At 71.1% G+C, this 22909-nt stretch carries 22 protein-coding genes and 1 pseudogene; 10 read left to right on the top strand and 13 right to left on the bottom strand.

Annotation, left to right across the window (positions count from 1 at the left end):
* Window positions 1–119: 119 nt before the first annotated feature.
* Entirely contained in the window at window positions 120–1487 is a 1368-nt protein-coding gene (locus GQQ95_RS02995) for an MFS transporter (RefSeq protein WP_157426181.1), read from the bottom strand.
* A gap of 61 nt (window positions 1488–1548) precedes the next feature.
* The gene (locus GQQ95_RS02990; protein WP_157426180.1) at window positions 1549–3348 is read right to left on the bottom strand and encodes a DEAD/DEAH box helicase; all 1800 of its coding nucleotides are present in this window, start codon (window positions 3346–3348) and stop codon (window positions 1549–1551) included.
* 108 nt (window positions 3349–3456) lie between these two features.
* On the opposite strand from GQQ95_RS02990, the gene GQQ95_RS02985 reads away from it, so the two are divergent.
* Window positions 3457–4242, top strand: coding sequence for an SGNH/GDSL hydrolase family protein (locus GQQ95_RS02985; protein ID WP_157426179.1), 786 nt, complete (start codon window positions 3457–3459; stop codon window positions 4240–4242).
* On the opposite strand, the gene GQQ95_RS02980 is transcribed toward GQQ95_RS02985, so the two are convergent.
* Window positions 4224–5489 carry a D-alanyl-D-alanine carboxypeptidase family protein gene (locus GQQ95_RS02980; protein ID WP_157426178.1) on the bottom strand — a complete coding sequence of 422 codons (1266 nt, stop codon included), beginning with the start codon at window positions 5487–5489 and terminating at the stop codon, window positions 4224–4226. The two genes, GQQ95_RS02985 and GQQ95_RS02980, sit on opposite strands and share 19 nt — an antisense overlap.
* Entirely contained in the window at window positions 5486–6316 is an 831-nt protein-coding gene (locus GQQ95_RS02975; RefSeq protein ID WP_157426177.1) for a TrmH family RNA methyltransferase, read from the bottom strand. The genes GQQ95_RS02980 and GQQ95_RS02975 overlap by 4 nt, the downstream gene beginning before the upstream one ends.
* 84 nt (window positions 6317–6400) lie before the next feature.
* On the opposite strand from GQQ95_RS02975, the gene GQQ95_RS02970 reads away from it, so the two are divergent.
* Window positions 6401–7246, top strand: a complete 846-nt coding sequence (locus GQQ95_RS02970; protein ID WP_157426176.1) for a Sir2 family NAD-dependent protein deacetylase — start codon at window positions 6401–6403, stop codon at window positions 7244–7246.
* A 128-nt stretch (window positions 7247–7374) separates the two neighbouring features.
* On the opposite strand, the gene GQQ95_RS02965 is transcribed toward GQQ95_RS02970, so the two are convergent.
* Window positions 7375–8475, bottom strand: coding sequence for a glycosyltransferase family 4 protein (locus tag GQQ95_RS02965; RefSeq protein WP_157426175.1), 1101 nt, complete (start codon window positions 8473–8475; stop codon window positions 7375–7377).
* Window positions 8472–9365: an alpha/beta fold hydrolase gene (locus GQQ95_RS02960; RefSeq protein ID WP_425482546.1), complete on the bottom strand. Its 894-nt coding sequence runs from the start codon at window positions 9363–9365 to the stop codon at window positions 8472–8474. Before GQQ95_RS02960 ends, GQQ95_RS02965 begins: the two co-directional genes overlap by 4 nt.
* A gap of 145 nt (window positions 9366–9510) precedes the next feature.
* Between GQQ95_RS02960 and GQQ95_RS02955 the strand changes: the two genes are divergently transcribed.
* A complete protein-coding gene (locus GQQ95_RS02955; protein ID WP_157426173.1) occupies window positions 9511–10212 on the top strand; it encodes an exonuclease domain-containing protein in 702 nt (233 codons plus the stop codon).
* 156 nt (window positions 10213–10368) lie between these two features.
* On the opposite strand, the gene GQQ95_RS02950 is transcribed toward GQQ95_RS02955, so the two are convergent.
* From GQQ95_RS02950 to glgA, 3 genes are all read right to left on the bottom strand, one after another.
* A complete protein-coding gene (locus GQQ95_RS02950) occupies window positions 10369–10617 on the bottom strand; it encodes a type B 50S ribosomal protein L31 (RefSeq protein ID WP_156997890.1) in 249 nt (82 codons plus the stop codon).
* A gap of 126 nt (window positions 10618–10743) precedes the next feature.
* A complete protein-coding gene (locus GQQ95_RS02945; protein WP_157426172.1) occupies window positions 10744–11529 on the bottom strand; it encodes an ABC transporter ATP-binding protein in 786 nt (261 codons plus the stop codon).
* An 81-nt stretch (window positions 11530–11610) separates the two neighbouring features.
* Entirely contained in the window at window positions 11611–12798 is a 1188-nt protein-coding gene (gene glgA, locus GQQ95_RS02940; protein WP_157426171.1) for a glycogen synthase, read from the bottom strand.
* Between the two features lie 84 nt (window positions 12799–12882).
* Between glgA and GQQ95_RS02935 the strand changes: the two genes are divergently transcribed.
* Together GQQ95_RS02935 and serB are read left to right on the top strand one after the other, a co-directional pair.
* A complete protein-coding gene (locus GQQ95_RS02935) occupies window positions 12883–14133 on the top strand; it encodes a glucose-1-phosphate adenylyltransferase (protein WP_157426170.1) in 1251 nt (416 codons plus the stop codon).
* Window positions 14130–14792: a phosphoserine phosphatase SerB gene (gene serB, locus GQQ95_RS02930; RefSeq protein WP_157426169.1), complete on the top strand. Its 663-nt coding sequence runs from the start codon at window positions 14130–14132 to the stop codon at window positions 14790–14792. Before GQQ95_RS02935 ends, serB begins: the two co-directional genes overlap by 4 nt.
* A 78-nt stretch (window positions 14793–14870) precedes the next feature.
* Here serB and GQQ95_RS02925 read toward each other — a convergent pair whose 3' ends face one another.
* The gene (locus tag GQQ95_RS02925) at window positions 14871–15581 is read right to left on the bottom strand and encodes a beta-ketoacyl-ACP reductase (protein WP_157426168.1); all 711 of its coding nucleotides are present in this window, start codon (window positions 15579–15581) and stop codon (window positions 14871–14873) included.
* A 154-nt stretch (window positions 15582–15735) separates the two neighbouring features.
* On the opposite strand from GQQ95_RS02925, the gene GQQ95_RS02920 reads away from it, so the two are divergent.
* From GQQ95_RS02920 to GQQ95_RS02910, 3 genes are read left to right on the top strand one after another with little or no spacing between them, the layout of a single operon-like run.
* A complete protein-coding gene (locus GQQ95_RS02920; RefSeq protein ID WP_157426167.1) occupies window positions 15736–16113 on the top strand; it encodes a DUF3099 domain-containing protein in 378 nt (125 codons plus the stop codon).
* Window positions 16110–16352 (top strand): hypothetical protein, encoded by a 243-nt coding sequence (locus GQQ95_RS02915; protein WP_157426166.1) that lies wholly within the window; start codon window positions 16110–16112, stop codon window positions 16350–16352. The genes GQQ95_RS02920 and GQQ95_RS02915 overlap by 4 nt, the downstream gene beginning before the upstream one ends.
* Entirely contained in the window at window positions 16349–17191 is an 843-nt protein-coding gene (locus GQQ95_RS02910; RefSeq protein WP_157426165.1) for an SURF1 family cytochrome oxidase biogenesis protein, read from the top strand. Before GQQ95_RS02915 ends, GQQ95_RS02910 begins: the two co-directional genes overlap by 4 nt.
* 2 nt (window positions 17192–17193) lie before the next feature.
* On the opposite strand, the gene GQQ95_RS02905 is transcribed toward GQQ95_RS02910, so the two are convergent.
* Window positions 17194–18792, bottom strand: coding sequence for an ABC-F family ATP-binding cassette domain-containing protein (locus tag GQQ95_RS02905; RefSeq protein WP_157426164.1), 1599 nt, complete (start codon window positions 18790–18792; stop codon window positions 17194–17196).
* Window positions 18793–18949: 157 nt separating this feature from the next.
* Between GQQ95_RS02905 and GQQ95_RS02900 the strand changes: the two genes are divergently transcribed.
* Window positions 18950–20056: a winged helix DNA-binding domain-containing protein gene (locus GQQ95_RS02900; RefSeq protein WP_170296942.1), complete on the top strand. Its 1107-nt coding sequence runs from the start codon at window positions 18950–18952 to the stop codon at window positions 20054–20056.
* A gap of 97 nt (window positions 20057–20153) precedes the next feature.
* Here the strand turns inward: GQQ95_RS02900 and GQQ95_RS02895 are convergent, their stop codons facing one another.
* Together GQQ95_RS02895 and GQQ95_RS02890 are read right to left on the bottom strand one after the other, a co-directional pair.
* Window positions 20154–20717: a YceI family protein gene (locus tag GQQ95_RS02895; RefSeq protein WP_157426162.1), complete on the bottom strand. Its 564-nt coding sequence runs from the start codon at window positions 20715–20717 to the stop codon at window positions 20154–20156.
* Window positions 20718–20826: 109 nt separating this feature from the next.
* Window positions 20827–21999 (bottom strand): glycoside hydrolase family 3 N-terminal domain-containing protein, encoded by a 1173-nt coding sequence (locus GQQ95_RS02890; protein ID WP_157426161.1) that lies wholly within the window; start codon window positions 21997–21999, stop codon window positions 20827–20829.
* 79 nt (window positions 22000–22078) lie between these two features.
* On the opposite strand from GQQ95_RS02890, the pseudogene GQQ95_RS02885 reads away from it, so the two are divergent.
* Window positions 22079–22909, top strand: a pseudogene (locus GQQ95_RS02885) (M23 family peptidase); the annotation flags it as partial.

Genomic DNA, 22909 nt, shown 5'->3' with positions numbered 1-22909 from the left:
CTCCAACGAGTCGGGTTGCCTGACTCCGTGAGAGTCGCTCATCCGGAATCATACGAGGCGGAGCGGATGCCGACCGTCTTCGTGACGGTCGGCGGCAGGCGCGCCGCGGCGGGCGACGTTCAGGCGGCTGTCTCCGGCTGTGTGACCCGCGCGGGGTTGCGGATGCCGAACCAGGAGACGGCTCCGCCGATCACGAGGGCGGCCGCGACGAAGATCGCGACGCTGCGATACCCCTCGACGTCGAGTCGGGAGCCGGCCACGACGCTGATGCTCGCGATCGCGATGAGGCCCGCGATTCGGGAGACGGCGTTGTTCACGGCCGAGCCGATGCCCGCCCGGCCCGGCTCGACGGCGCCGAGGATGGCCGTGGTGAGCGGTGCCACCGTCATCGCCATGCCGAGCCCCATGACGAGGATGCCGGGCAGGAACTGCCACCAGTAGACGAACTCCTCATCGACGGCGAGCGTGAGGAGGTAGCCGACGCCGACGACCACGGGCCCGGCGGTCATGAAGATCCGCGGTCCGAATCGACCGGCGAGATCGCCGAACCGCGACCCGAGCAGGACGAGCATGATGGTCGGCGGAAGGGTCGCGAGCCCGGCCATCGTGGCACTGAGCCCGGCGGTCTCCTGGAGGAAGATCGTCATCGCGAACGGCCCGAGCGAGAACCCCGCGTAGATGAACACGGTCGCGAGGTTGCCCATGGCGAAGTTCCGCGCCGCGAAGAGCGACAACGGGAGCATCGGCTGGGCCGTGCGCCGCTCCTGCAGCACGAAGAGGACGAGCGCGAGCACGCCGACGATGAGCGGGACGAGGACCACGGGCGAGGTCCAGCCGTAGCGGCCCTCCTCGATGAGGGCGAAGACCGTGCCGGCGAGCCCCACGACGCCGAGGCCGGCGCCGAGCCAGTCGATGCGGTCGTGGTCGGGGTTCGGCTCGTCGCGTCCGAGCCGTCGCATGAGCAGGAGGACGTACGCGATCGGCAGCAGGTTGATCCAGAAGACGAGGCGCCATGACAGGAGGTCGACGAGGACCCCGCCGAAGAGCGGTCCGAGGAGGAAGGCGCTGGTGGTCCACGCCGTCCAGCGCCCGATCGCGCGCCCCTGGTCGGTCGTAGCGAAGGTCGCGACGATCAGGGCGAGCGAACTCGGCACCAGGAGGGCTCCTGCCGCGCCCTGGAACGCACGCGCCACGACGAAGAACACCCCGGTGGGGGCGACGGCGCAGAGCACCGACGTGACGGCGAAGCCGTAGAGCCCGATGCGGATGATGCGCAGGCGCCCGAACGAGTCCGACAGGGAGCCGGCCAGCAGGATCAGTGATCCGAGGGTCAGCAGGTACGCGTCGACCGCCCACTGCTGGAGGGCGAGGCCGCCGCCGAGGTCCTCCGCGAGCGAGGGCAGCGCGACGTTGATGACGGCGCCGTCGAGGAAGGCGATGAACGAGACGACGATCGCGACGACGAGCACTCTGGTCTGGCGATCCATATGGCCATGCTGGCACAGCCCGCGCTCGGCCTCGCGAGCCCGCCTCGGCCCGTGGGTGCGTTCAGCGGCTGCCGAGGCGCTTGCGCAGGTAGTCGATGCGGGACTGCAGCTGGGTCACGGTCGCCTGCGCGACCGCCGGCCCGCCGCACACCCGCCGGAGCTCCGCGTGCACCATGGAGTGAGCTTCGCCCGTGTGCCGCGCCCAGAGCCCGACGAGGCTGTTCAGCAGGGTCCGCTGCTCCTTCAGCGTGCGGTAGAGCGCGACGGGCTCGGCGCTCTCGACGGGGTCGGCCTGCTTGCGGCGCTCCCCCGCCCGTCGCGCCTGCCGCGACTGACGATGCCGGAGCAGCTCGGAGACCTGCTCGGGCTCGAGCAGCCCGGGGATGCCGATGAAGTCGAACTCCTCGTCGCTGCCGGGTTCGGCGAGGGTGCCGAACTCGGTGCCGTCGTAGAGCACGCGGTCGAACGAGGCGTCCGAGGCGATGGCCTCCCACGTGCCGAACTCGAGCTCCTCGGAGGCGCGCTCCTCGCGGTTCGCGGATTCGAGCAGGCTGTCGTCGAGGCCGTCGTCGTCGGCATCGTCGCCCTCACGGCGATCGAGGGCGTGGTCGCGTTCGAGCTCCATCTGCGACCCGAGGGCCATGAGGATCGGCACGTTCGGGAGGAACACCGATGCCGTCTCGCCACGTCTGCGCGCTCGCACGAAGCGGCCGATCGCCTGGGCGAAGAAGAGCGGCGTCGACGAGCTCGTGGCATACACGCCGACCGCGAGACGCGGCACGTCGACGCCCTCGGAGACCATGCGCACGGCGACCATCCACCGGCTCGTGCCCTCGGAGAACTGCTCGATGCGCGAGCTCGCCTCCTTCTCGTCGGAGAGCACCACGGTCACGGGCTCGCCGCAGATCTCCTCGAGGATCTTCGCGTAGGCGCGGGCCATGCTCTGGTCGGTCGCGATGACGAGCCCGCCGGCGTCGGGGATGCCGTGCCTGACCTCCGTGAGGCGGCGGTCGGCCGCGGCGAGGACCGCGGGGATCCACTCGCCGGTCGGCTCGAGGGCCGTGCGCCAGGCCGCCGAGGTGATGTCCTTGGTGTTGTCCTCGCCGAGCCGCGCCTCCATCTCGTCGCCGGCACGGGTCTTCCAGCGCATGTGCCCGGCGTAGACCATGAAGAGCACCGGTCGCACGACGCCGTCGGCGAGGGCTCGACCGTAGCCGTAGGCGTAGTCGGTCTGCGACAGCCGCACCCCGCTCGCGTCGGCCTCGTACTGGACGAAAGGGATCGGCGCCGTGTCCGACCGGAACGGCGTGCCCGTGAGCGACAGGCGCTTCGTCGCGGGCTCGAACGCCTCGCGGATCGCGTCGCCCCAGGAGAGCGCATCGCCGCCGTGGTGCACCTCGTCGAGGATCACGAGGGTTCGGCCCGACACGGTGAGCTCGCGGTGCAACGCGGGCCGCATCGCCACCTGCGCGTAGGTGACGGCGACGCCGTGGAAGTGCCGGGCGATGCTGCCGTGCGCGTTGCGGAAGCCCGGGTCGAGGCGGATTCCGGCGCGAGCCGCGGCATCCGCCCACTGGCGCTTGAGGTGATCGGTCGGGGCGACCACCGTGATGCGGTCGATGACGCGGCGGGCTCGGAGTTCGGCCGCCAGTCGCAGGGCGAACGTCGTCTTGCCCGCGCCGGGCGTCGCCGCGGCGAGGAAGTCGCGGGGCATGTCGGCGAGGTACTGCTCGAGGGCCTCTGCCTGCCAGGCGCGGAGCTTGCTCGCCGTTCCCCATGCGGCGCGTTCGGGGAAGGAGGGAGAGAGGTGCTCGGCGGCCGAGGTGCCCGGCTGGTTGCCGGATGGGGTCGCTGTGCTCACTGGACTCGAGGGTAGTCGAGGCTGCCGACATCCTCGAACCGACGTACCGGCGCGAGCTCGACGACGACGCGTCCGGGACCGCCTCGCGGGCTTTGGCAGAATGGGGGCATGGTCACCCAGCAGCACCCCTGGTCACGCTACGTCGCCATCGGCGACTCGTTCACCGAAGGCATCGGCGACCCCGAGCCCACGGTCCCGGGAGGCAATCGCGGCTGGGCCGACCGAGTTGCCGAGGTGCTCGGCCAGAGCAGCGAGGACTTCGCGTACGCGAACCTCGCCGTGCGCGGCAAGCTCATCCGCCAGATCATCGACGAGCAGCTGGAGCCGGCCCTCGCGCTGCGCCCAGACCTCATCACGATCTCCGCGGGCGGCAACGACGTCATCCGCCCGGGGACCGATCCCGACGAGATCGCCGCCCGGTTCGAGCACGCGGTCGAACGGCTCTCGCGCGACCACGCCACCATCGTGATCTTCACGGGGGTGGATGTCGGCTTCTCCAACGTGTTCCGCGGCATCCGCGGCAAGGTCGCGATCTACAACGAGAACCTCCGCATCGTCGCGAAGAAGTACGACTGCATCGTCGCCGACCAGTGGGCGCTGACCGAGATCCAGGACCAGCGCATGTGGGCGCCCGACCGCCTGCACCTGAACGCGCTCGGCCACCACACGGTCGCCCGCATGGTGCTCGAGGCGCTCAACGTCGAGAACGACCTGGAACCGTCCCGGCCCGAACCGCTCCCGGCGAGCACATGGCGCCGGGCTCGCGTCGAGGACTTCTCGTGGGCGCGCGAGTATCTCGTGCCGTGGGTGGTGCGCCGCATCCGTCACCAGTCCTCGGGTGACCGCATCCAGGCGAAGCGGCCGGATGCCGCGCCCTACTCGCTTCCGGACTGAGCGGCCGCGTCGAGCCCGCCCGGGTTCGTGAGACGCCACCAGGCGCCCGGATCCGACAGCGACGCGTCGATCACGAGCGGCACCGTGATCTCCTGTGCGCCGGCCCGCACGATGATCGTGCCGACCTCGTCGCCGCGGTTCGCGAGCGTGACGGGATCTGCGTCCACCTCGACATCGACGGGGGTGTCGTTCCAGACCAGCACCGTCGCGCCGTCTGCGGCCCGCCCCCGCGCCGTCTCGCCCCACGGGGTGTCGTACTCGGCGAGGACCTGGTTCGCCTCGAGCGGCGTGACCTCGTGGAATCCGGGAGCGACGGAGTCGAGCATCGCCGCGATCGCCTCGTCGATGACCGCGTGCGTCTCGCCGCCCATGAGCACGCCGACCACCGTGACCGTGGAGGAGCCGACCGCGTAGTCGGCCGTGAACAGCAGGTTGGCCGCGTCGTCCGTCGTACCGGTCTTCATCCCGTCGACGCCGTGCGTGCCGAGGAGCTTGTTCGAGTTGGTCAGGGTGCCGAGCTCGGGGATCTCGACGCTCTTCGAGGCGACGATCGCCGCGATCGTCGGGTCCTCCAGCGCGATCTCGCCGAGGAGGATCATGTCGGCGGCCGTACCGACGTTGTCGTCGGAGATGCCGCTCGAGTCGACGACCCGCGTGTTGACGAGCCCATGCTCGGCCAGCCAGGCGTTCGCCCGTTCGACGAGGGCCGCCTCGGAGCCGAACGCCCAGTTCGAGATGGAGATGCCGTAGTTGTTGCCCGACGGGATGAGCAGGGCTTCGAGGCTCTCCCTGAGGCTGAGGGTCGCGCCCGCCTCGACCGGGGCCACGGACCCGTTCTGGGCGACCATGTCCCAGTAGATGTCGACGTCGGCGTCGGTGTACTCGATGTCGGGGCCGGCCTCGCCGGCCGGGATGGGATGCTCGGCGAGCACCGTGAGCGCGGTGATGACCTTCGTGATGCTGGCCATGGCCATGGGCGTCTGCTCGTTGCCGGCGGCGAGGAGGCCCTCGAAGCCGACCGCGCCGACCGCGAAGGCGCCGAATCCGGGCAAGGCGAGTTGCTGCGGGGCTGCGGCCACCGGCTCGGGATCCGTGACGGCGGGGGCCGCCGCAGGCACCGGTGCGCCGAGCGCGCTCGCGGTGTAGATGCCGGTGCCGGTGAGGAGGGCCAGGACCACCGCGAGGGCCGTGAAGACGACGATGCGCCGGCGTCGGTACACGCGGGCATCTGGCTTGACCTCGTTCATCGGGCCCTTCCGGCGGCGTCAGCCGGTTCCACCTGGAGTGCGTAGAGCACCACCGCGGCCGCCGCTGCGACATTGAGCGAGTCGACGCCGTGCGCCATCGGGATGCGCACGACCTCGTCGGCCGCATCGAGTGCGGTGCGGCTCAGCCCGTCGCCCTCCGCGCCGAACACGAGCGCCAGGCGGTCCGGTGCGTCGTCGGCGAGTTCGCGCAGGCCGATGGACCGGTCCGAGAGGGCTAGGGCCGCGACCGAGAACCCGGCGCCGTGGAGCAGTTCGACGGCCTCCGGCCACTCGGGCAGCCGGGTCCACGGCACCTGGAAGACCGTGCCCATGCTGACCCGGACGCTGCGCCGGTAGAGCGGGTCGGCGCAGCGCGGGCTCACGAGGACCGCGTCGGCCCCGAGCGCCGCGACCGAACGGAAGATCGCGCCCACGTTCGTGTGGTCCACGATGTCCTCGAGCACGACGACCCGTCGTGCACCGGCCAGGAGCTCGGCGGGCTCGGGAAGGGCGGGTCTCTCGAATGCGGCGAGGGCTCCACGATGCACGCGGTACCCGGTGATGGCCTCGAGCTGCGCGGCATCCGCGAGGTGCACGGGCACGTCGAACGGTGCCAGCTCCGCCTCGAGGCCCGCGAGCCACTTCTCCTCCATGAGCACCGAGCGCGGGCGGTGGCCCGCCCGGATCGCGCGCCGGATCACCTTCGCGGATTCGGCGATGTAGAGGCCGTTCGCGGGCTCGTGCGCGCTGCGGAGCGAGACATCCGTGAGGCCCGCATAGTCTGCGACCGCGTCGGATGCCGCATCGCGGACTCGTTCGATGTGCATGATCCTCCCGACCCAAGCCTGCCAGTCCCGAAACAAACCGGAAAACCGACGCGTCTAGAATCAGACGATTCGAAGGGAGCACCGGTGACATCCGACCTCGAAGTCCCCGTCCGCGGCGGTTCGGCACTCGATCAGGCGATCGACCTGCTCCGCGGCGCGCGCGTCGCGGTGCTCACGGGCGCCGGCGTCAGCACCGACTCCGGCATTCCCGACTATCGCGGCGAGGGTGCCCCGGTGCGCACGCCCATGACCTTCCAGGCGTTCCTCGCCTCCGAGGCCGCCCGCGAGCGCTACTGGGCCGGCAGCCACCTCGGCTGGCGCGCCTTCGGCGCCGCCCAGCCCAACACCGGCCATCGCGCCCTCGCCCTCCTCGAGGATGCGGGCGTCGTCGGCGGGCTCGTCACGCAGAACGTCGATGGCCTGCACCGCCGCGCCGGCAGCCGGCACGTGGTCGAGTTGCACGGCGGCATGGACCGGGTCCTCTGCCTGACCTGCGGCCAGCAGTTCGCACGGCAGGCGGTGGCCGACCGCCTCGCGCTGCTGAATCCCCGCATCGAACTCGAGGGCCAGTTCCCCATGAACCCCGACGGCGACGTCGACGTCGACGATGCCGCCTCGCTGGTCATCCCCGACTGCACGGTGTGCGGCGGCATCCTGAAGCCCGACGTGGTGTTCTTCGGGGAGTTCGTGCCGCCGGAGGTGTTCGCGGCCGCCTCCTCGGTGGTGCGCGGCGCCGACGTGCTGCTCGTGGCCGGTTCCTCCCTCGTGGTGAACTCGGGCATGCGACTCATCGAGCTGGCCCGTCGTCGGCGCATGCCCATCGTGGTCGTGAACCGCGGCATCACGAAGGGCGACAGCCGGGCGGCGATCAAGGTCGACGCCGGCACGAGTGAGACGCTCGCGGCGTTCGCGGCGGCCCTCGCCTCCTGAGATCGGGCTCGCTCGCGCTCTCTGCCGGCGAACGCCGACGGCTGCCTCGCTCGAACGCGCGTCGCCCGCGATCCTGCCCGGGCCCGCCGAACGCAGTCCGGTGCGCGACAGCCGGCGCCGAGGCGAGGTCAGCGTCGGCGGCGCGACCGCCCGCGTCGCGAGCCGGGGCCCGCGGTGCGCATCATGAGGTCGAGCAGCACCTCGGCGGAAGCGGCCCACGTGTATTTCGCCGCGACGACGACGGATGACGCGGACCGGCGCTGCCATTCGTCGCCGCGCTCGAGCGCCCAGAGCGCCGCGACGAGCGACTCGGGGTTCTCGGCGTCGAAGTAGAGCGCCGCGTCGCCGCCGATCTCCCGGAAGATCGGGGTGTCGCTGACGACGACCGGCGTGCCCAGGCGCATGGCCTCGACGAGGGGGATGCCGAAGCCCTCGGCCTTCGACGCGTGCACGAGTGCCGTCGCTCCAGCGAGCAGTTCGGCGTAGGCGGCATCCGACACGCCGTCGTGGAACACGAGCCTCGCCTGCGGTGCCAGGCGCGTGAGACGGGCACGCTCGCCGCGCTCGATGCGGCTGAGCAGATGGAGTTCGTGGTCGGGCAGTGCGCCGACGGCGCGCACGAGCGTGTCGACGTTCTTGTACGGCATGTACGAGCCCATGTAGACCAGCCGGTGACCCTCGGGCCGCGACCGCGGGAGTTCGGGGGTGGCCAAGTCGTCGGCGGCGTTCGGCACGACGGTGACCGGCCGATGCGTGAGATCGTGTTCGCGGATCAGCCCGGCGGTCGTCTCGGACACGGTCACGACCGCGTCCGCACGGTTCAACAGCAGGCGCTGGGGCCACCACGCGAGGTGGTAGAGGCGCCACAGCAGTCGAACCGGCGCGGGCAGGTCGCGCGGCGGGGTCGGGTTCTCGTAGTAGATGAGGTCGTGGAGGGTCAGGAGCAGCTTGTAGGTGCGGCCCCAGGAGCCCATGGTCTGCATCGGCGAGAAGACGACGTCGGGCCGCAGCCGACGGACCTGGAGGGCCACGAGCGGCTCGCGGAGGCTCGTCGGCGAGCTGACGAGTTGCCACGGGAGGTCGGGCAGCATCTCGAGCTGGCGATGGTCGCTGATGAGCATGGTCAGCGGATGCCGCCGGCCCAGCTCGGTGACGATGCCCGCGGTGAAGCGGCTGATGCCGTCGTGTCGTCCGATGCGGATGTAGCGGCAGTCGACCACGATCCTCACGCGTGGGCCTCCGAGCCGAGGAAGCCGAGGATGTGGCGCGCGGCCTCGCCCGGCGTCTCGTAGTGGATCAGGTGGCCGACCTCGGGGATCACCTCGAGTCGTGCGTCGGGGAACATCGTGGCCAGACGCCGTTCGGCCTCGATGGGGGTCACGTCGTCGCGCTCTGCGGCGATGAGGAGCGTCGGCACGGTGATCTCCGCCGCGACCTCGCTCACGTCGTGGCTCACGGAGGTGGTGAAGGACTCGAGCACGGAGGTGCGGCTGCCGAAGGCGGAGAAGTACCGGTCGTGCTGGTCGTGGATCCACCTGCGGAGCGGCTTCGACCTCGTCTTGGCCATCGTCACGCTCATGATGCGCACGATCGCGCCGTTGCGCAGGAGGGCGAATCCCGGCCGCTCGGGCAGCGCCGCAGCCGTGCGGTAGTAGAGCACCGCGAGCCGCGTCATGACCCCCCGAGGGCCTTCGAGGGCGGGCGCGCCGATGGGGTTGACCAGGATCAGCCGTTCGGGCGAGAGCCCCCCTGCGACGGCGGCTGACGCGACGATGGAGCCGAACGAGTGGCCGAGCAGGGTGTACGGGGACTCGATGCCGGCCTCGCGGATGAACGCGCCGAGCCAGTCGGTGTAGGCGTCGAGGTCGTGCTGGCGGTCGCGGAACGTGGATGACGAGCCGAAGCCGGGGAGGTCGGGCGAGACGATGCGGAACCCGGGGAGCTGGGCGACGACGGGCTCGAGCCCGTGGTGGTCGCCGCGGAACCCGTGGACCAGCACGATCACCGGCGCATCGGCGGCGCCGTACTCCCACCACGCGGTCTCCGTGCCGAGGACGGTGAGCCGGTGCTCGCGGACGGGGATTCGCGCGAGCTGCTCGGCGTACGGGGAGACGATCATCCCGGTCATTCTACGGCGCGACGCCTGTGCGCCCGTCGCTCTCCACAGGCGGTGCGCTCCGCCTGTGGCCGCCCGGGCCGGCGGATCCGCCTGACACGCGGCGTCCTCCCCCGGCGATGTCGGTCCGCGCCCGTAGCCTTCGAGCATGCACCCCGAGAACTTCGCCAGCTGGGCAGACACCCTCGCCGTCTTCGACCTCGAGACCACCGGCATCGACGTCGACACGTGTCGCATCGTGACCGCACACGTCGGCGTGATCGGCATCGACGGGCGCGTGCTCGAGCGCCATGAGTGGCTGGTCGATCCCGGCGTGGAGATCCCGACCGCCGCGTCGCTGATCCATGGCGTGAGCACCGAGCGGGCGCGGGCCGAGGGCGCTGCGGCGCCGACCGCCGTCTCCGAGATCATCGGCGCTCTCGCGGATGCCGCGGCCCGCGGTCTCCCGATCGTCGCGTACAACGCCGCGTACGATCTCACGGTGCTCGCGCGGGAGGCGGAGCGGTACGGCCTGCTCGGCCTGCCCGGACCCGATGCGGTCATCGACCCGCTCGTCATCGACAAGGCCGTCGACCGCTACCGCCGCGGCAAGCGCACCCTCTCGGCCACGGCCGAGCACTACGGCGTCCGTCTCGACGACGCGCACGATGCCGGCGCCGACGCCGTGGCCGCCGGCCGCGTGGCGCAGGCGATCGCCAGGGCGTACCCCGAGCTCGCCGCCATCGCCGTCGGCGAACTGCATGCCCGCCAGGTCGACTGGTGCCGCGACCAGGCCGAGAGCTACCAGTCCTGGCGGCGCAGCAACGGCGAACCGGAGTTCACCACGTCGGGAGCCTGGCCGGTGCGCTGAACAGGGTCGCGCGCGAACCTGCAGCATCAGACGTCGGATGCCGCGCGACGACGGGTCCTCGCCGAACTGTCATGAGGGCGGCTCGGCGAGCTCGAGGCCGAGTGGGCATGACGAAGGGGCGGTCGACCAGGTCGACCGCCCCTTCGCTCGGCGTGACTACTTGCCGAAGCTCTTGAAGCGCTGGTTGAACTTCTCGACGCGGCCGGCCGAGTCCATGATGCGCTGCTTGCCCGTGTAGAACGGGTGCGACTCCGACGAGATCTCGACGTCGATGACCGGGTAGGTCTCGCCGTCGAGCTCGATCGTCTTGTCGCTCGAGACCGTCGAACGGGTGAGGAAGGTGGCACCCGAGGCGAGGTCGCGGAAGACGACGGCGGCGTACTCGGGGTGGATGTCGGTCTTCATGGTGACTTCCTTGCTGATCGGATGATTTCTACAGAATCCCGCCGGCGACGTGTGCAGCACAGCGGGAAAGCATGAATGGCCCGGGGGCCAGCTATCGATTCTAGCAGAATCGAACGCGTTCGACGGTCAGTTGGCGCGCGCGGCGAATCGACCGTTGCTCTCGGTCAGTTCGATCGGGATGCCGAACGCCTCGGTCAGCGTCTCGGACGTGAGGGCTTCGGCGAGCGGGCCTGCCGCGACGATGCCGCCCTTGGCCAGGAGCAGGGCGTGCGTGAACCCCTTGGGGATCTCCTCGACGTGGTGCGTCACCATCACGATCGCCGGCGACGCGGCGGACGCGGCGTAGCCGCCCAGGAGTCCCACGAGTTCTTCACGGGCACCGAGGTCGAGGCTCGCGGCCGGCTCGTCGAGCAGCAGCAGTTCGGGATCGGTCATGACCGATCGCGCGATCTGCACCCGCTTCTGCTCGCCGTCGGAGAGGCTGCCGAACCGGCGGTCGGCGAAGCCCTCGAGACCCCATTCGGAGAGCACGCGCTGCGCGCGGCGGGTGTCGATCTCCTCGTACTCCTCGTTCCAGCGACCGGTCACCGAGTACGCGGCGGTGAGCACGGTGTCGATGACCGTCTCGTTGCGCGGGATCTTGCGCGCCATCGCCGTCGACGCGAACCCGATCATCGGCCGCAGCTCGAAGACGTCGGTCTTGCCGAGCTTCTCCTCGAGCACGGATGCCTCACCCTTGGTGGGATGCATCGCCGCGGCCGCGATCTGCAGGAGCGTGGTCTTGCCCGCGCCGTTCGGGCCGAGCACGACCCAGCGCTCGTCGGAGGCGACGCTCCAGTTCACGCCGTCGAGAATCGAATTCCCGTCGCGAACCACCGAAACATCCCGGAACTGCAGCACCGTACTCGCCATGTCTCCAATGCTATCGGGAGCACGGGCCCCCGAATGCCCGCCACGGCATGGCGAGCACCCGGCGACGTGACGGTGCGATGCTCAGCGGCCGAGCACGCGCGCGTAGACCTCGCGGGTGCGGGCGGCGATGGCATCCCAGGCGAAGTGCTCCTCGGCCCGCCGGCGTCCGGCCGCTCCCATCGCCGCCGCGCCGGCCGGGTCCCGGACGACCCGGGTCAGCGCCGCCGCGAGGTCGGCGACGAAGCGCTCGGGGTCCAGGGGGGTCCCGGTGCCGTCGTCGGCCTGCTCGATCGGCACGAGCACGCCGGTGACGCCGTCATCGACGACCTCGGGAATGCCGCCGGTGGCCGTGCCGACCACCGGCGCGCCGCACGCCATCGCCTCGAGGTTCACGATGCCGAGCGGCTCGTAGACCGACGGGCAGACGAAGGCGGTGGCCGCCGTGAGCAGGGCCGTGAGCTCCGGCCGCGGGAGGTGGCGGTCGATCCAGACGACGCCGTCGCGCTCGGTGCGGAGCTCGTCGACGAGACCCGTCACCTCCGCCATGATCTCGTCGGTGTCCGGTGCGCCGGCGCACAGCACCAGCTGGACGTCGGGCGGCAGCAGCCGGGCGGCCCTGAGCAGGTACGGCAGTCCCTTCTGGCGCGTGATGCGGCCCACGAAGACGACCGACGGACGATCGGGGTCGACGCCGAGGGCGCGTGCCAGGTCGGCGTCGCGATTCGGGCGCCAGTCCGCCAGGTCGATGCCGTTGTAGACGACCTCCACCTTGGCCGGATCGATCGAGGGATAGGACCTCAGGATGTCGCGGCGCATGCCCTCGCTCACGGCGATCACGGCGTCGGCGTCCTCGAACGCCGTGCGCTCGACCCACGACGAGAGCCGGTAGCCGCCCCCGAGCTGCTCCGCCTTCCAGGGGCGCAGGGGCTCGAGGCTGTGCGCCGTGACCACGTGCGGGATGCCGTGCAGGCGCTTCGCCGTGAACCCGGCGAAGTTCGCGTACCAGGTGTGCGAGTGCACGAGGTCGGCTCCGGCGGCATCCGCGGCCATCAGGAGGTCCACGCCCATGGTGCCGACCGCCGCGTTGCGACCGGCGAACGCATCCGGCGTCGCGTACCCGAAGGCGTCGGCCTCGTCGCGCTCGGCGCCGAACGCCCGGACCAGGACGTCGATGTCATGTCGCAGCGCACGGACGAGCTCGGCGACGTGCACGCCGGCCCCACCGTAGATCTCGGGCGGATATTCACGGGTGAGCAGGTCGACGCGCATGTGGAAACGCTAGCGCAGCGGCCGCATCCGACACGTGTCGACTTCGCGTGCCGGAACCGGCTCCGCTCTGACTACGCTTGGGGCATGGCCACGCGCAAGGTATTCGGCATCGTGCTCGCAGGCGGTGAGGGCAAGCGACTCATGCCCCTCACCGAGGATCGGGCGAAACCCGCCGTGCCCTTCGGCGGCCAGTACCGCCTGATCGACTTCGCCCTGTCGAACCTGCTGAACTCCGGGCTGCGGCAGATCGTCGTGCTCACGCAGTACAAGTCGCACAGCCTCGACCGCCACGTCTCGCAGACCTGGCGCATGAGCGGCCTGCTCAACTCCTACGTCGCCTCCGTGCCCGCGCAGCAGCGGCTCGGCAAGCGGTGGTTCTCGGGCTCGGCCGACGCGATCCTGCAGAGCCTCAACCTCATCTACGACGAGCAGCCCGACATCATCGTCGTCGTCGGCGCCGACCACGTGTACCGCATGGACTTCAGCCAGATGATCGAGGCGCACATCGCCTCGGGCGCGGCCGCGACCGTGGCCGCCATCCGTCAGCCGATCTCCCTCGCCGACCAGTTCGGCGTCATCGAGGTCGACCCGGCGAACCCCGAGCACATCCACCGGTTCCTCGAGAAGCCGACCGACCCCGTGGGCCTGCCGGACTCCCCCGGCGAGGTGCTCGCCTCGATGGGCAACTACGTGTTCAACGCCGACGCCCTCATCGACGCGGTGCTCCGCGACGGGGAGCGCACCGACTCGAGCCACGACATGGGCGGCGACATCATCCCGGCCTTCGTCTCACAGGGCGCGGCGGGCGTCTACGACCTGCAGCGCAACGACGTGCCCGGCTCCACCGACCGCGACCGCTACTACTGGCGCGACGTCGGAACCATCGACTCGTTCTTCGAGGCGCACCAGGACCTCATCTCGGTGATGCCCATCTTCAACCTCTACAACCGCGAGTGGCCGATCTTCAGCCAGCAGTTGAACTCGCCGCCGGCGAAGTTCACCCGCGATGCCCGCGGCACGCTCGGAACCGTGATCGACTCGATCGTCTCGCTCGGGTCCGTCATCTCCGGTGCGCACGTCGAGCGGAGCGTGCTCGGCCCGTGGGCCGTCGTCGGCTCCGGTGCCCACGTCTCCGACTCGATCCTCTTCGACCGGGCCCGCATCGACGCCGGCGCGACCGTGCAGCGGGCGATCCTCGACAAGGAGGTCGTCGTCGAGGCGGGGGCGCGCATCGGCGTCGATCGCAACGAGGATCTCGCCAGGGGCTTCATCGTCACCGACAGCGGCATCACGGTCGTCGGCAAGGGCTCGCGCGTCCGGGCTTCGCACGCGTGAGCGGGCGTACCACCGGCCGCCCGCGCGGCCCGCTCGTGGTGCTCGACGCCGACTCGACGCTCATCCGCGAGGAGGCCATCGAGTTGCTGGCCGAGGCTGCGGGCAGCCTGCCGCTCGTCGCGGAGGTCACCGAGCGCGCCATGCGCGGCGAGCTCGACTTCGCCGCGAGCCTCCGTGAACGTGTCGCGACGCTCGCCGGCCTGAGCGAGTCCGACCTTGCGCACGCGCGCACGCGCATGACGCCGACGCCCGGCATCCACGAGCTGGTCGCGGGGGTGCATGCCGCCGGCGGCCTCGTCGGCGTCGTCTCCGGCGGCTTCCACGAACTCCTCGACCCGCTCGCCGACTCCCTCGGGCTCGACTTCTGCCGGGCGAACCGGCTCGAGGTCCGGGACGGCGTCCTCACGGGGCGCGTCGACGGTGCCATCGTCGACGCGGAGGCCAAGGCTCTCGCGCTCGAGGAATGGGCCGGCGCGGCATCCGTGCCCGTGCGCTTCACCGTCGCCGTCGGCGACGGGGCCAACGACCTGCGCATGCTTGCGCGGGCCGGGCTCGGCGTCGCGTTCTGCGCGAAGCCGGTCGTGCGAGAGCAGGCGGATGTCGCGATCACGACGCCCGACCTGAGCCAGGTGCTGGCGCTGCTCGGCCTTCGCGGCTGAGCCGCCGCGGAGGGCGGCCTTCGGCTGGACGAGCGCTCGCTGACCGGTTCTTCGACCGGGTGCCGTGCGCCGGACGGGCTAGTGCCCCATGCCGAGGCCGCCGTCGACCGGGATGACGGCACCCGAGATGTACCCGGCGTCATCGCCCGCGAGCCAGGCGACGACCCGTGCGACCTCATCGGGCGACGCGAAGCGCCCGAGCGGGATGTTCTTCTTGTACTCGGCCTGCTGCGCCTCGGGGAGCTCGTCGGTCATGTCGGTCTCGATGAACCCGGGGGCGACCACGTTGGCCGTGATGTTGCGGGCGCCGAGCTCGCGCGTGAGCGAGCGGGCCATGCCGACCAGGGCCGCCTTCGAGGACGAGTAGTTGATCTGCCCGGGCGAGCCGTAGAGGCCGACGACGCTCGAGATGAGCACGACGCGTCCGAACCGGGCCTTGAGCATCCCCTTCGAGGCGCGCTTGACGACGCGGAACGCACCCGTGAGGTTCGTGTCGATGACGCTCGTGAAGTCCTCCTCGGTCATGCGGAGGAGCAGCGTGTCGCGCGTGATGCCGGCATTCGCGACGAGGACCTCGACCGGTCCGAGCTCGGCCTCGATCTCGGTGAAGGCGCGATCGACGGATGCCGCGTCGGTGACGTCGGCCCGCACGGTCAGCGTGCCCTCCGGCCCCTCGCCGGAGCGTGCGGTCACCGCGACCCGGTGCCCCTGGGCGACGAACTCACGGGCGATGGCGTGGCCGATGCCGCGGTTGCCGCCGGTGACGAGGACGGTGCGGGGCGTGGTCATGCGTGGACTCCATTCCGATGGGGATCGGCCCGAGGCGAGCCTGTCTCAGCATAGTGATGCTCGTGCAGGGCGATCCGTCCGGTGGGGGCCGCGCAGCGGGCGGGCGAGACGTAGGCTTGTATGGAGGAGCGCCGCACCGACCTGCGACGACGAGATGAAGCAGCAATCGATCACGAGCCTGCCGCCCTCACCCGAGGCCGAGCAGCGGTCGCGCATGATCAAGTACTCGATCGCGATGGGCGTGCGCCTGGTGTGCATCGTCGCGATGCTCTTCGCGCGCGACTGGTGGCTCGTGGTGTGCGCCGTCGGCGCGATCGCTTTGCCGTACTTCGCGGTCGTGATCGCGAACGTCGGTTCGCCGGCGCGCATCCCCGCGGTCGAGCGGCCGGGCGGCATCCTCCCGGTCCGGCCCGGGGCGGATGCCGCGGGCCCAGGGGCGGGCTCCGCTGCGGGCTCGGACGAACGCGCCGGTGAAGCCGGGCACGCAGCATCCGACCCTCCACGGAATGACCGAGACGAGGATGGGCGATGATCGGCGGCATCGGGGACACCCCGCAGGACGTCTGCTCGCGGGCGGCCTGCCAGGAGGGCGCGACCTGGCGCATCGACTGGCAGAACCCGCGCATCCACCTCGGCGATCGGTGGAAGACCTGGCTCGCGTGCGACGAACACGTCGACTACCTGCGCGGTTTCCTCGAGGCGCGTTCGTTCCCGGTGCGCGTCGAGCAGTTCTCCGGAGCCCTCGACGGCTCCGCCGAGGTCGATTCGTGAACGACTGGGCCTTCCTCAGGTCGCGCCGATGGGCCGGGTACCTCGCGCTCGTGGTGGTCTTCGCCATCGTGTGCTGCGCCCTCGGCATGTGGCAGTTCGCGAGGCGCGCCGAGGCCCGCGCGGAGATCGCCCGCATCGACGCCAACTACGACGCGCAGGCGGTCCCGGTGCAGGACGAGCTGCCGGAGCTCGACGGATTCGACGTCGATCAGCGCTGGCAGGTCGTCGCGCTGTCGGGACGGTACCTCGCCGACGAGGAGGTCGTCGTCCGCAACCGACCCAACCAGGGGGGTGCCGGATTCGAGGTGCTGACGCCGTTCCTCCTCGACGACGGGTCCGTGTTCGTGGTCGACCGCGGGTGGGTCGCGCAGGATTCCGAGGCGCGCCCGAGTGACTACGCCGCTCCCCCGACCGGCCAGGTGGAGGTCGAGGCGCGGTTGAAGGCGGGCGAGGGTCGGATCAACGGCCGGACCTCGGCCGGAGACGAGTTCGCCACGATCGACCTCGACGAGCTCGCCGAACGCGTCGACCAGCCGACCTACACGGGCGCGTACGGACTGCTCGTGCAGTCCGGAGCGGAAGCCGCCGACCCGCCGGTCGCCGCGACCCGCCCCCTGCGTGACGAGGGACCGCACCTGTCGTACGCGCTGCAGTGGTTCGTCTTCGCCATCATGGGCTTCGTCGGGCTCGGCTGGGCCGCACGACAGGAACGCCGGGCCCGCGACGAGGCCTCCGGCATCACCCTCGGCGAGAGCCGGCCCGCGCCGCGCAAGGTGAACCGCACGCAGCGCAAGGACGCCGACGCCGACCTCGAGGACGGCGTGCTCGACCGGCGCTGACCTCAGGCGAGCTCGATGAGCTCCTGGTACTCGCGGCTCCAGTGGTCCTCCGTGCCGTCGGGCATGATGAGCACGCGCTCGGGGTTCAGCGCCTCGACGGCGCCGGGGTCGTGCGAGACGAGCACCACGGAACCCTCGTAGTGCGCGAGCGCGTCGAGGATCTCGGCGCGGCTGGCGGGGTCGAGGTTGTTCGTGGGCTCGTCGAGCAGCAGCACGTTGGCGCCCGAGACGACGATCATCGCGAGGGCGAGTCGCGTCTTCTCGCCGCCGGAGAGCACCCCGGCCGGCTTGTGCACGTCGTCGCCCGTGAACAGGAACGAGCCGAGCACCTTGCGGGCCTCGGTCTCGGTGAGGTTCGGCGAGGCGCTCACCATGTTCTCGAGCACGCTGCGCTTGACCTCGATGGTCTCGTGCTCCTGGGCGTAGTAGCCGACGCGGAGGCCGTGGCCCGCCTCGACGACGCCCGTGTCGGGTGCGTCGACGCCCGCGAGGATGCGGAGCAGCGTCGTCTTGCCCGCGCCGTTCAGGCCGATGATCACGACCTTCGAGCCACGGTCGATCGCGAGGTCGACGGCGGTGAAGATCTCGAGCGAGCCGTAGCTCTTCGAGAGGTCGCTCGCGGTGATCGGGGTGCGACCGCAGGGCGCGGGCGTCGGGAAGCGGAGCTTCGCGACGCGGTCGACGGCGCGCACCTCCTCGAGGCCGGCGAGGAGCTTCTCGGCGCGCGCGACCATCTGGTGCGCGGCGGCCGCCTTGGAGGCCTTCGCCCCGAACTTCGCCGCCTGCATCTGCAGGACGCCGGCCTTCTTCTCGGCGTTGGCGCGCTCCTTCTTGCGGCGCTCCTCGTCGGCGGCGCGCTGGCGCTGGTAGTGCTTCCAGCCCATGTTGTACACGTCGATGCTCGACCGGTTCGCGTCGAGGTAGAACACGCGGTTGACGACCTCGTCGACGAGGACCACGTCGTGGGAGATCACGATGACGCCGCCCTTGTAGCCCTTCAGGAACTCGCGGAGCCAGATGACCGAGTCGGCGTCGAGGTGGTTCGTGGGCTCGTCGAGGATCATCGTCTGCGCGTCGGAGAAGAGGATGCGGGCGAGCTCGATGCGCCGTCGCTGGCCGCCCGAGAGGGTCTTCAGCGGCTGGTCGAGGATGCGATCGGGGAGGTTCAGGTTCGACGCGATCGACGCGGCCTCGGCCTCGGCGGCATACCCGCCGAGCGCGGTGAAGCGGTCGGTGAGGTTGCCGTACTTCTTCATGGCGCGCTCGGCGACCTCGGGGTCGTCGCTGCCCATCTGCATGGACGCCTCGTGCATGCCGAGCACGAGCGAGCCGAGTCCGCGCGCATCGAGGATGCGCGTGCGCGCCAGCATCTCGGGGTCGCCCGAGCGCGGGTCCTGGGGCAGGTAGCCGATCTCGCCGGTGCGGTCGATGCGGCCGCCGGTGGGCATCGTCTCCCCGGCGAGGGTCTTCGTGAGCGTCGTCTTGCCAGCCCCGTTGCGGCCCACGAGGCCCACTTTGTCGCCGGCCGAGACCCGGAAGTCGACGTGCTCCATGAGCACGCGTGCGCCGACGCGGATCTCGAGATCGTGTACGGCGAGCACAGTGAGCCTCCGGGAGGATGTGGTGGTGGGGTCGTGCCGAGGGGCACAGCCTCCCAGTGTATCCCGAGCGGATGTCCCCGAGCTGTGCGTCTCCCCCGGGCGCGGCCTTGCGTGTCGGCACTTTCCTCATGTCGGTGGCGACGAAGAGAATGGACGCATGACGACGGATGCCGCGACCGGCGCGGCGAACACGGCGGTGCGTCGCTCGCGGCTCGCGGCCCACGGGTTCGACGGCGGATTCGCCTCGCCGCAGGCCGCGCTCGATCGGCTCCTGTGCGTGCAGGCGCAAGATCTCGCGGCAGCGAAGTGGGTGCTCGGCGCGAGGGTGCCCGGTTCCGACGAGGCGATGATCGATGCGGCCATCGACGACGCCTCGCTCCTGCGTTCCTGGCCCATGCGCGGCACGCTGCACTTCGTCGTGCCCGGGTTGCTGCGGCCGATCCTGCGTCTCACGGCTGCGCGACTGATGCAGCGCGCGGCCAAGGGGCATCGCGACGAGGGCATCGACGACGAGGTGCACGCCGCTGCGCGCCGGGTCGCCGTCGGCGAACTCGAGGGCGGCCATTCGATCACGCGCGACGGGCTGCAGGCGGCGTGGAGCCGGGCCGGCATCCCGACCGAGGGCCAGCGCGGGTACCACCTCATCTGGCGACTCGCGAACGAGGGCCTGCTCTGCTGCGGCCCGGTCGACACCCGTGCGCGGCAGCGCTTCGTCCTGCTCGACGAATGGTCGCCGGCGAGCAGCGACGAGCCCGATGACGAGCAGACGCTCGCGCTGCTGTTCGCGGGCTACGCACGAGGCCACGGCCCCGTGTCGGTGCGCGACTTCGCCTGGTGGACCGGGCTCACCCTCACCTCCGCGCGCACCGCGCTCGCGGCTGCCGGCGACTCGGTGGCCGCCTACGACGAGGAGCGCTACGTCGCGGTCGACGCTCCCCCGCCGCTCGCCGCGGATCGCAGCACGAGGCTCGCCCTGGCGCCCTTCGACGAGTACTTCCTCGGCTACGGCGACCGCACGGCGGTCTGCTCGGCCGATGACGCGGCGCGCGTCGTCCCGGGCAAGAACGGGCTGTTCCTGCCGATCCTCGTCGCCGACGGCGAGGTGGTCGGCACCTGGCGGCGCTCGCCCGAGCGGCGCGGGGCGACGCCGATCGAGGTCAGCTCGTTCGGGCCCGCCGATGTCGGGGAGCAGTTCAGGCCCGCCTTCGAGCGATGGGGGGCCTTCTGGTCGACCCGGGTCGGCGAAGTCACCGCATCAGCCTGAGCCTGAGCGCCTGCCCGACCGGGCGTGCGGACGACGAAGGGCCGGACGCTCGAGGCATCCGGCCCTTCATGACGGCCGAACGGCCGTTGACTCGTGCCTACTGCGCGAGCGCCGCCTGCAGTTCGAGCGTGATGGTGACCTTGTCGCCGAGGAGCACGCCGCCGGTCTCGAGAGCGGCGTTGTAGGTCAGGCCGAAGTCCTCGCGGTTGATGACGGTCTTGGCGGTCGCGCCGGCCTTGTAGTTGCCGTAGGGGTCGCCGCCGAAGCCACCGAACTCGAAGTCGAAGGTCACGGGCTTGGTGATGCCGCGGATGGTGAGGTCGCCGTCGACCTTGAAGTCGCCGTCCTCGACGCGGACGCCGGTCGAGACGAAGTCGATCGTCGGGTAGGTCTCGGCCTCGAAGAAGTCGCCGGTGCGGAGGTGACCGTCGCGGTTCGGCTCGTTCGTGTTGATCGAGGCGACCTCGGCGGATGCGGTGACGGTCGAGTCGAGGGGGTTCTCGGCGGTGACGAAGGTCGCGCTGAAGCGCTCGAACTTGCCCTTCACCTTGCTGATCATGATGTGGCGGATGCTGAAGGCGACCTCGCTGTGCGCGGCGTCGATCGTCCAGGTGCCTGCGCGGTAGCCGGGGATCTCGATTCCGGTGGCGGTGTTCGTCATGGTTCAGTGTTCTCCGTGTTCGGTAGCTGTTCGTGGCTCGTTCGGCCACACACATGCAAACGCATGGAACTGTCGATGGTATTCCCGAGTCTCCGAAGTTTCTCGAGAATCACTGGACCGAGGTTAGTCGGAGCGTCAGCACGCGCTCGACCGCATCGTCGAGCCGCGCCTCGGGAACGCGTCCATCGGACACCGCGCGGCTGATGGCCCCGACGAGGCCGTCGACGGAGACGCCCACCTCGGCAGGATCGGCGGGAAGGACGTAGAGCAGCAGGTCCGCGCCCGAGGCCATCGCGCGGATCGCGTTCTCGTTCGGGTCCGCGAACTCCGCCAGGTCGTTGCCCTGCAGCATGAGCATGTCATCCGTCACGACCACGCCCTCGAAGCCGAGGTCCTCCCGCAGGATGCGATGCCACTCCGCCGAGAGCGAGGCGGGCGCAACATCCACCGACGGATAGGCGAGGTGTCCGGTCATCACCAGCTCGGCGCCGGCGTCGATGCCCTGCTCGAACGGGATCGCCGGGCCGCTCCGCCATTCGTCGAGCGTCTGCGGAGCCGTCGGCAGGCTCGAGTGCGAATCCCCGGGCGCCTGTCCGTGGCCGGGGAAGTGCTTCAGCGTGCTGAACACGCCGCCCTGCTCTCCGGCCACCGCCGCAGCGACGCGGGCCCCGGCCGAGGCGGGATCGGTGCCGAGCACCCTCGAGGCGATGAAGGAGTCGAGGTCGTCGGTCTCGTCGGCGACGATGCCGAAGTTGACGGTGATCCCGGATGCCGCGAGCGTCGCCGCGCGATCGGCGAACGCCTGCGTGGTGGCAGCGGGGTCCTCTCCGCGAAGCGCCTCGGCACCGGGCGCGGCATCCCACGGCAGGCGCTGGACGTCACCGCCCTCCTCATCGATGCCGATGAGGGCCGGCGCCTCAGGGTCGACCTGCACGGCGCTCGTCAGCGCGGCGAGTTCCTCGGGGGTGCCCGGCACGTTGTCGCCCATGAGGATCAGCCCGGAGACGCCCCGCTCCACATAGGCGCGGAGCGGTGCCGGGTCGAGCCCGGGGGCATGCAGCATGAGCACGGCCGCCGCCTTCTGCTCGAGGCTCATGTGCGACATCCGCTCGTCGACGAACTCGGCGACGGGATCGACCGGCGTCGGCGTCGGGGTCGCCGTCGCGGACGATGGGGACGGCGCGGTCGTCGATGCCTCGGGCGCCGTCGCTGCCGCGGTGCACCCCGACAACAGGGCCGTCGCGGCGACCACGGCGGTGACGAGGGCGAGCCGGGTGCGCATCCGGACGAGTCTACGCTGCGTGTCCGCCCGCCGATCGAGATGGCGCTGGGTAGAGTGGCCGGGCTCGAAGGGGGTGTTCGTGCGCGGCTTCGTCCATGGTTCGCTGGCGGCGGTCCTCGTCGCCGCCCTTCTGCTGCCCGCCACGAGTGCCGTCGCCGAGGACTATCCGACCTGGGACGAGGTCGAGGCGGCGAAGGCCGAGGTGGGGGCCGGTGAGGTCCAGGCCCGGCGCATCACGGCGTTCGTCGACGAACTCGAGGCCGAGGCTGGCCGGCTCGGCGACGCGGCGATCACGGCCGCGGCGGACTCGGCCGCCGCCGAGCAGGCGAGAGCGGATGCCGCCGCGCGAGCGGCCTCGCTCCGCGATCAGGCGACGCGGGCCGCAGCCGCTGCCGAGGAGACGTCCGCAGCGCTCGGCCGGACGGCCGCGGTGCTCGCACGTTCCGGCGGGGCCGACGTGGGGCTGCGCCTCCTGTTCGACGGCGATTCCGCGACCCGGCTGCTCGCCGGCCTCTCCCGGGCGGCGCAGTTGACCAACCTGATCGGCGGCGTCGCAGCCCGAGCCGACGCAGCCGAGGCGGATGCCGAATCCCTGAGCGATCAGGCCGACATCGCCGAGTCCGAGCGCGAGCGACTCGCCGCGGAAGCCGAGGCCGCGGCCGAGGCCGCAGAGGGTGCCCACGTCGCGGCCGAGGCGCGCGCGGCCGAGCAGCAGTCGACCCTCGACACGCTGTACGCGCAGCTCGCGAGCCTGCGCGATCGGTCGGTGGAGGTCGAACGACGGTTCCGGATCGGCGAGCAGGAGGCGAAGGAGCGTGCGGAGCGCGAGGCGGCCGCTGCCGCTGCAGCCGCGGCGGCAGCGGCTGCAGCGGCCGGCGGCGGCGCTGGGGGCGGCGGGGGCGGCGGGGGC

This window comes from Agromyces salentinus, from assembly GCF_009749395.1.
In the GTDB taxonomy this organism is placed as follows: domain Bacteria; phylum Actinomycetota; class Actinomycetes; order Actinomycetales; family Microbacteriaceae; genus Agromyces; species Agromyces salentinus.
This window is presented reverse-complemented; position numbering and strand designations above follow the sequence as displayed.

Coding starts and splice junctions, on each gene's coding strand:
- GQQ95_RS02890 (WP_157426161.1), bottom strand. CDS start 21,999: ATGCGCACCCGGCTCGCCCTCGTCACCGCCGTGGTCGCCGCGACGGCC.
- GQQ95_RS02895 (WP_157426162.1), bottom strand. CDS start 20,717: ATGACGAACACCGCCACCGGAATCGAGATCCCCGGCTACCGCGCAGGC.
- GQQ95_RS02985 (WP_157426179.1), top strand. CDS start 3,457: ATGGTCACCCAGCAGCACCCCTGGTCACGCTACGTCGCCATCGGCGAC.
- glgA (WP_157426171.1), bottom strand. CDS start 12,798: ATGCGCGTCGACCTGCTCACCCGTGAATATCCGCCCGAGATCTACGGT.
- GQQ95_RS02955 (WP_157426173.1), top strand. CDS start 9,511: ATGCACCCCGAGAACTTCGCCAGCTGGGCAGACACCCTCGCCGTCTTC.
- GQQ95_RS02925 (WP_157426168.1), bottom strand. CDS start 15,581: ATGACCACGCCCCGCACCGTCCTCGTCACCGGCGGCAACCGCGGCATC.
- GQQ95_RS02975 (WP_157426177.1), bottom strand. CDS start 6,316: ATGCACATCGAACGAGTCCGCGATGCGGCATCCGACGCGGTCGCAGAC.
- GQQ95_RS02935 (WP_157426170.1), top strand. CDS start 12,883: ATGGCCACGCGCAAGGTATTCGGCATCGTGCTCGCAGGCGGTGAGGGC.
- GQQ95_RS02900 (WP_170296942.1), top strand. CDS start 18,950: ATGACGACGGATGCCGCGACCGGCGCGGCGAACACGGCGGTGCGTCGC.
- GQQ95_RS02960 (WP_425482546.1), bottom strand. CDS start 9,365: ATGATCGTCTCCCCGTACGCCGAGCAGCTCGCGCGAATCCCCGTCCGC.
- GQQ95_RS02950 (WP_156997890.1), bottom strand. CDS start 10,617: ATGAAGACCGACATCCACCCCGAGTACGCCGCCGTCGTCTTCCGCGAC.
- GQQ95_RS02995 (WP_157426181.1), bottom strand. CDS start 1,487: ATGGATCGCCAGACCAGAGTGCTCGTCGTCGCGATCGTCGTCTCGTTC.
- GQQ95_RS02980 (WP_157426178.1), bottom strand. CDS start 5,489: ATGAACGAGGTCAAGCCAGATGCCCGCGTGTACCGACGCCGGCGCATC.
- GQQ95_RS02920 (WP_157426167.1), top strand. CDS start 15,736: ATGAAGCAGCAATCGATCACGAGCCTGCCGCCCTCACCCGAGGCCGAG.
- GQQ95_RS02945 (WP_157426172.1), bottom strand. CDS start 11,529: ATGGCGAGTACGGTGCTGCAGTTCCGGGATGTTTCGGTGGTTCGCGAC.
- GQQ95_RS02915 (WP_157426166.1), top strand. CDS start 16,110: ATGATCGGCGGCATCGGGGACACCCCGCAGGACGTCTGCTCGCGGGCG.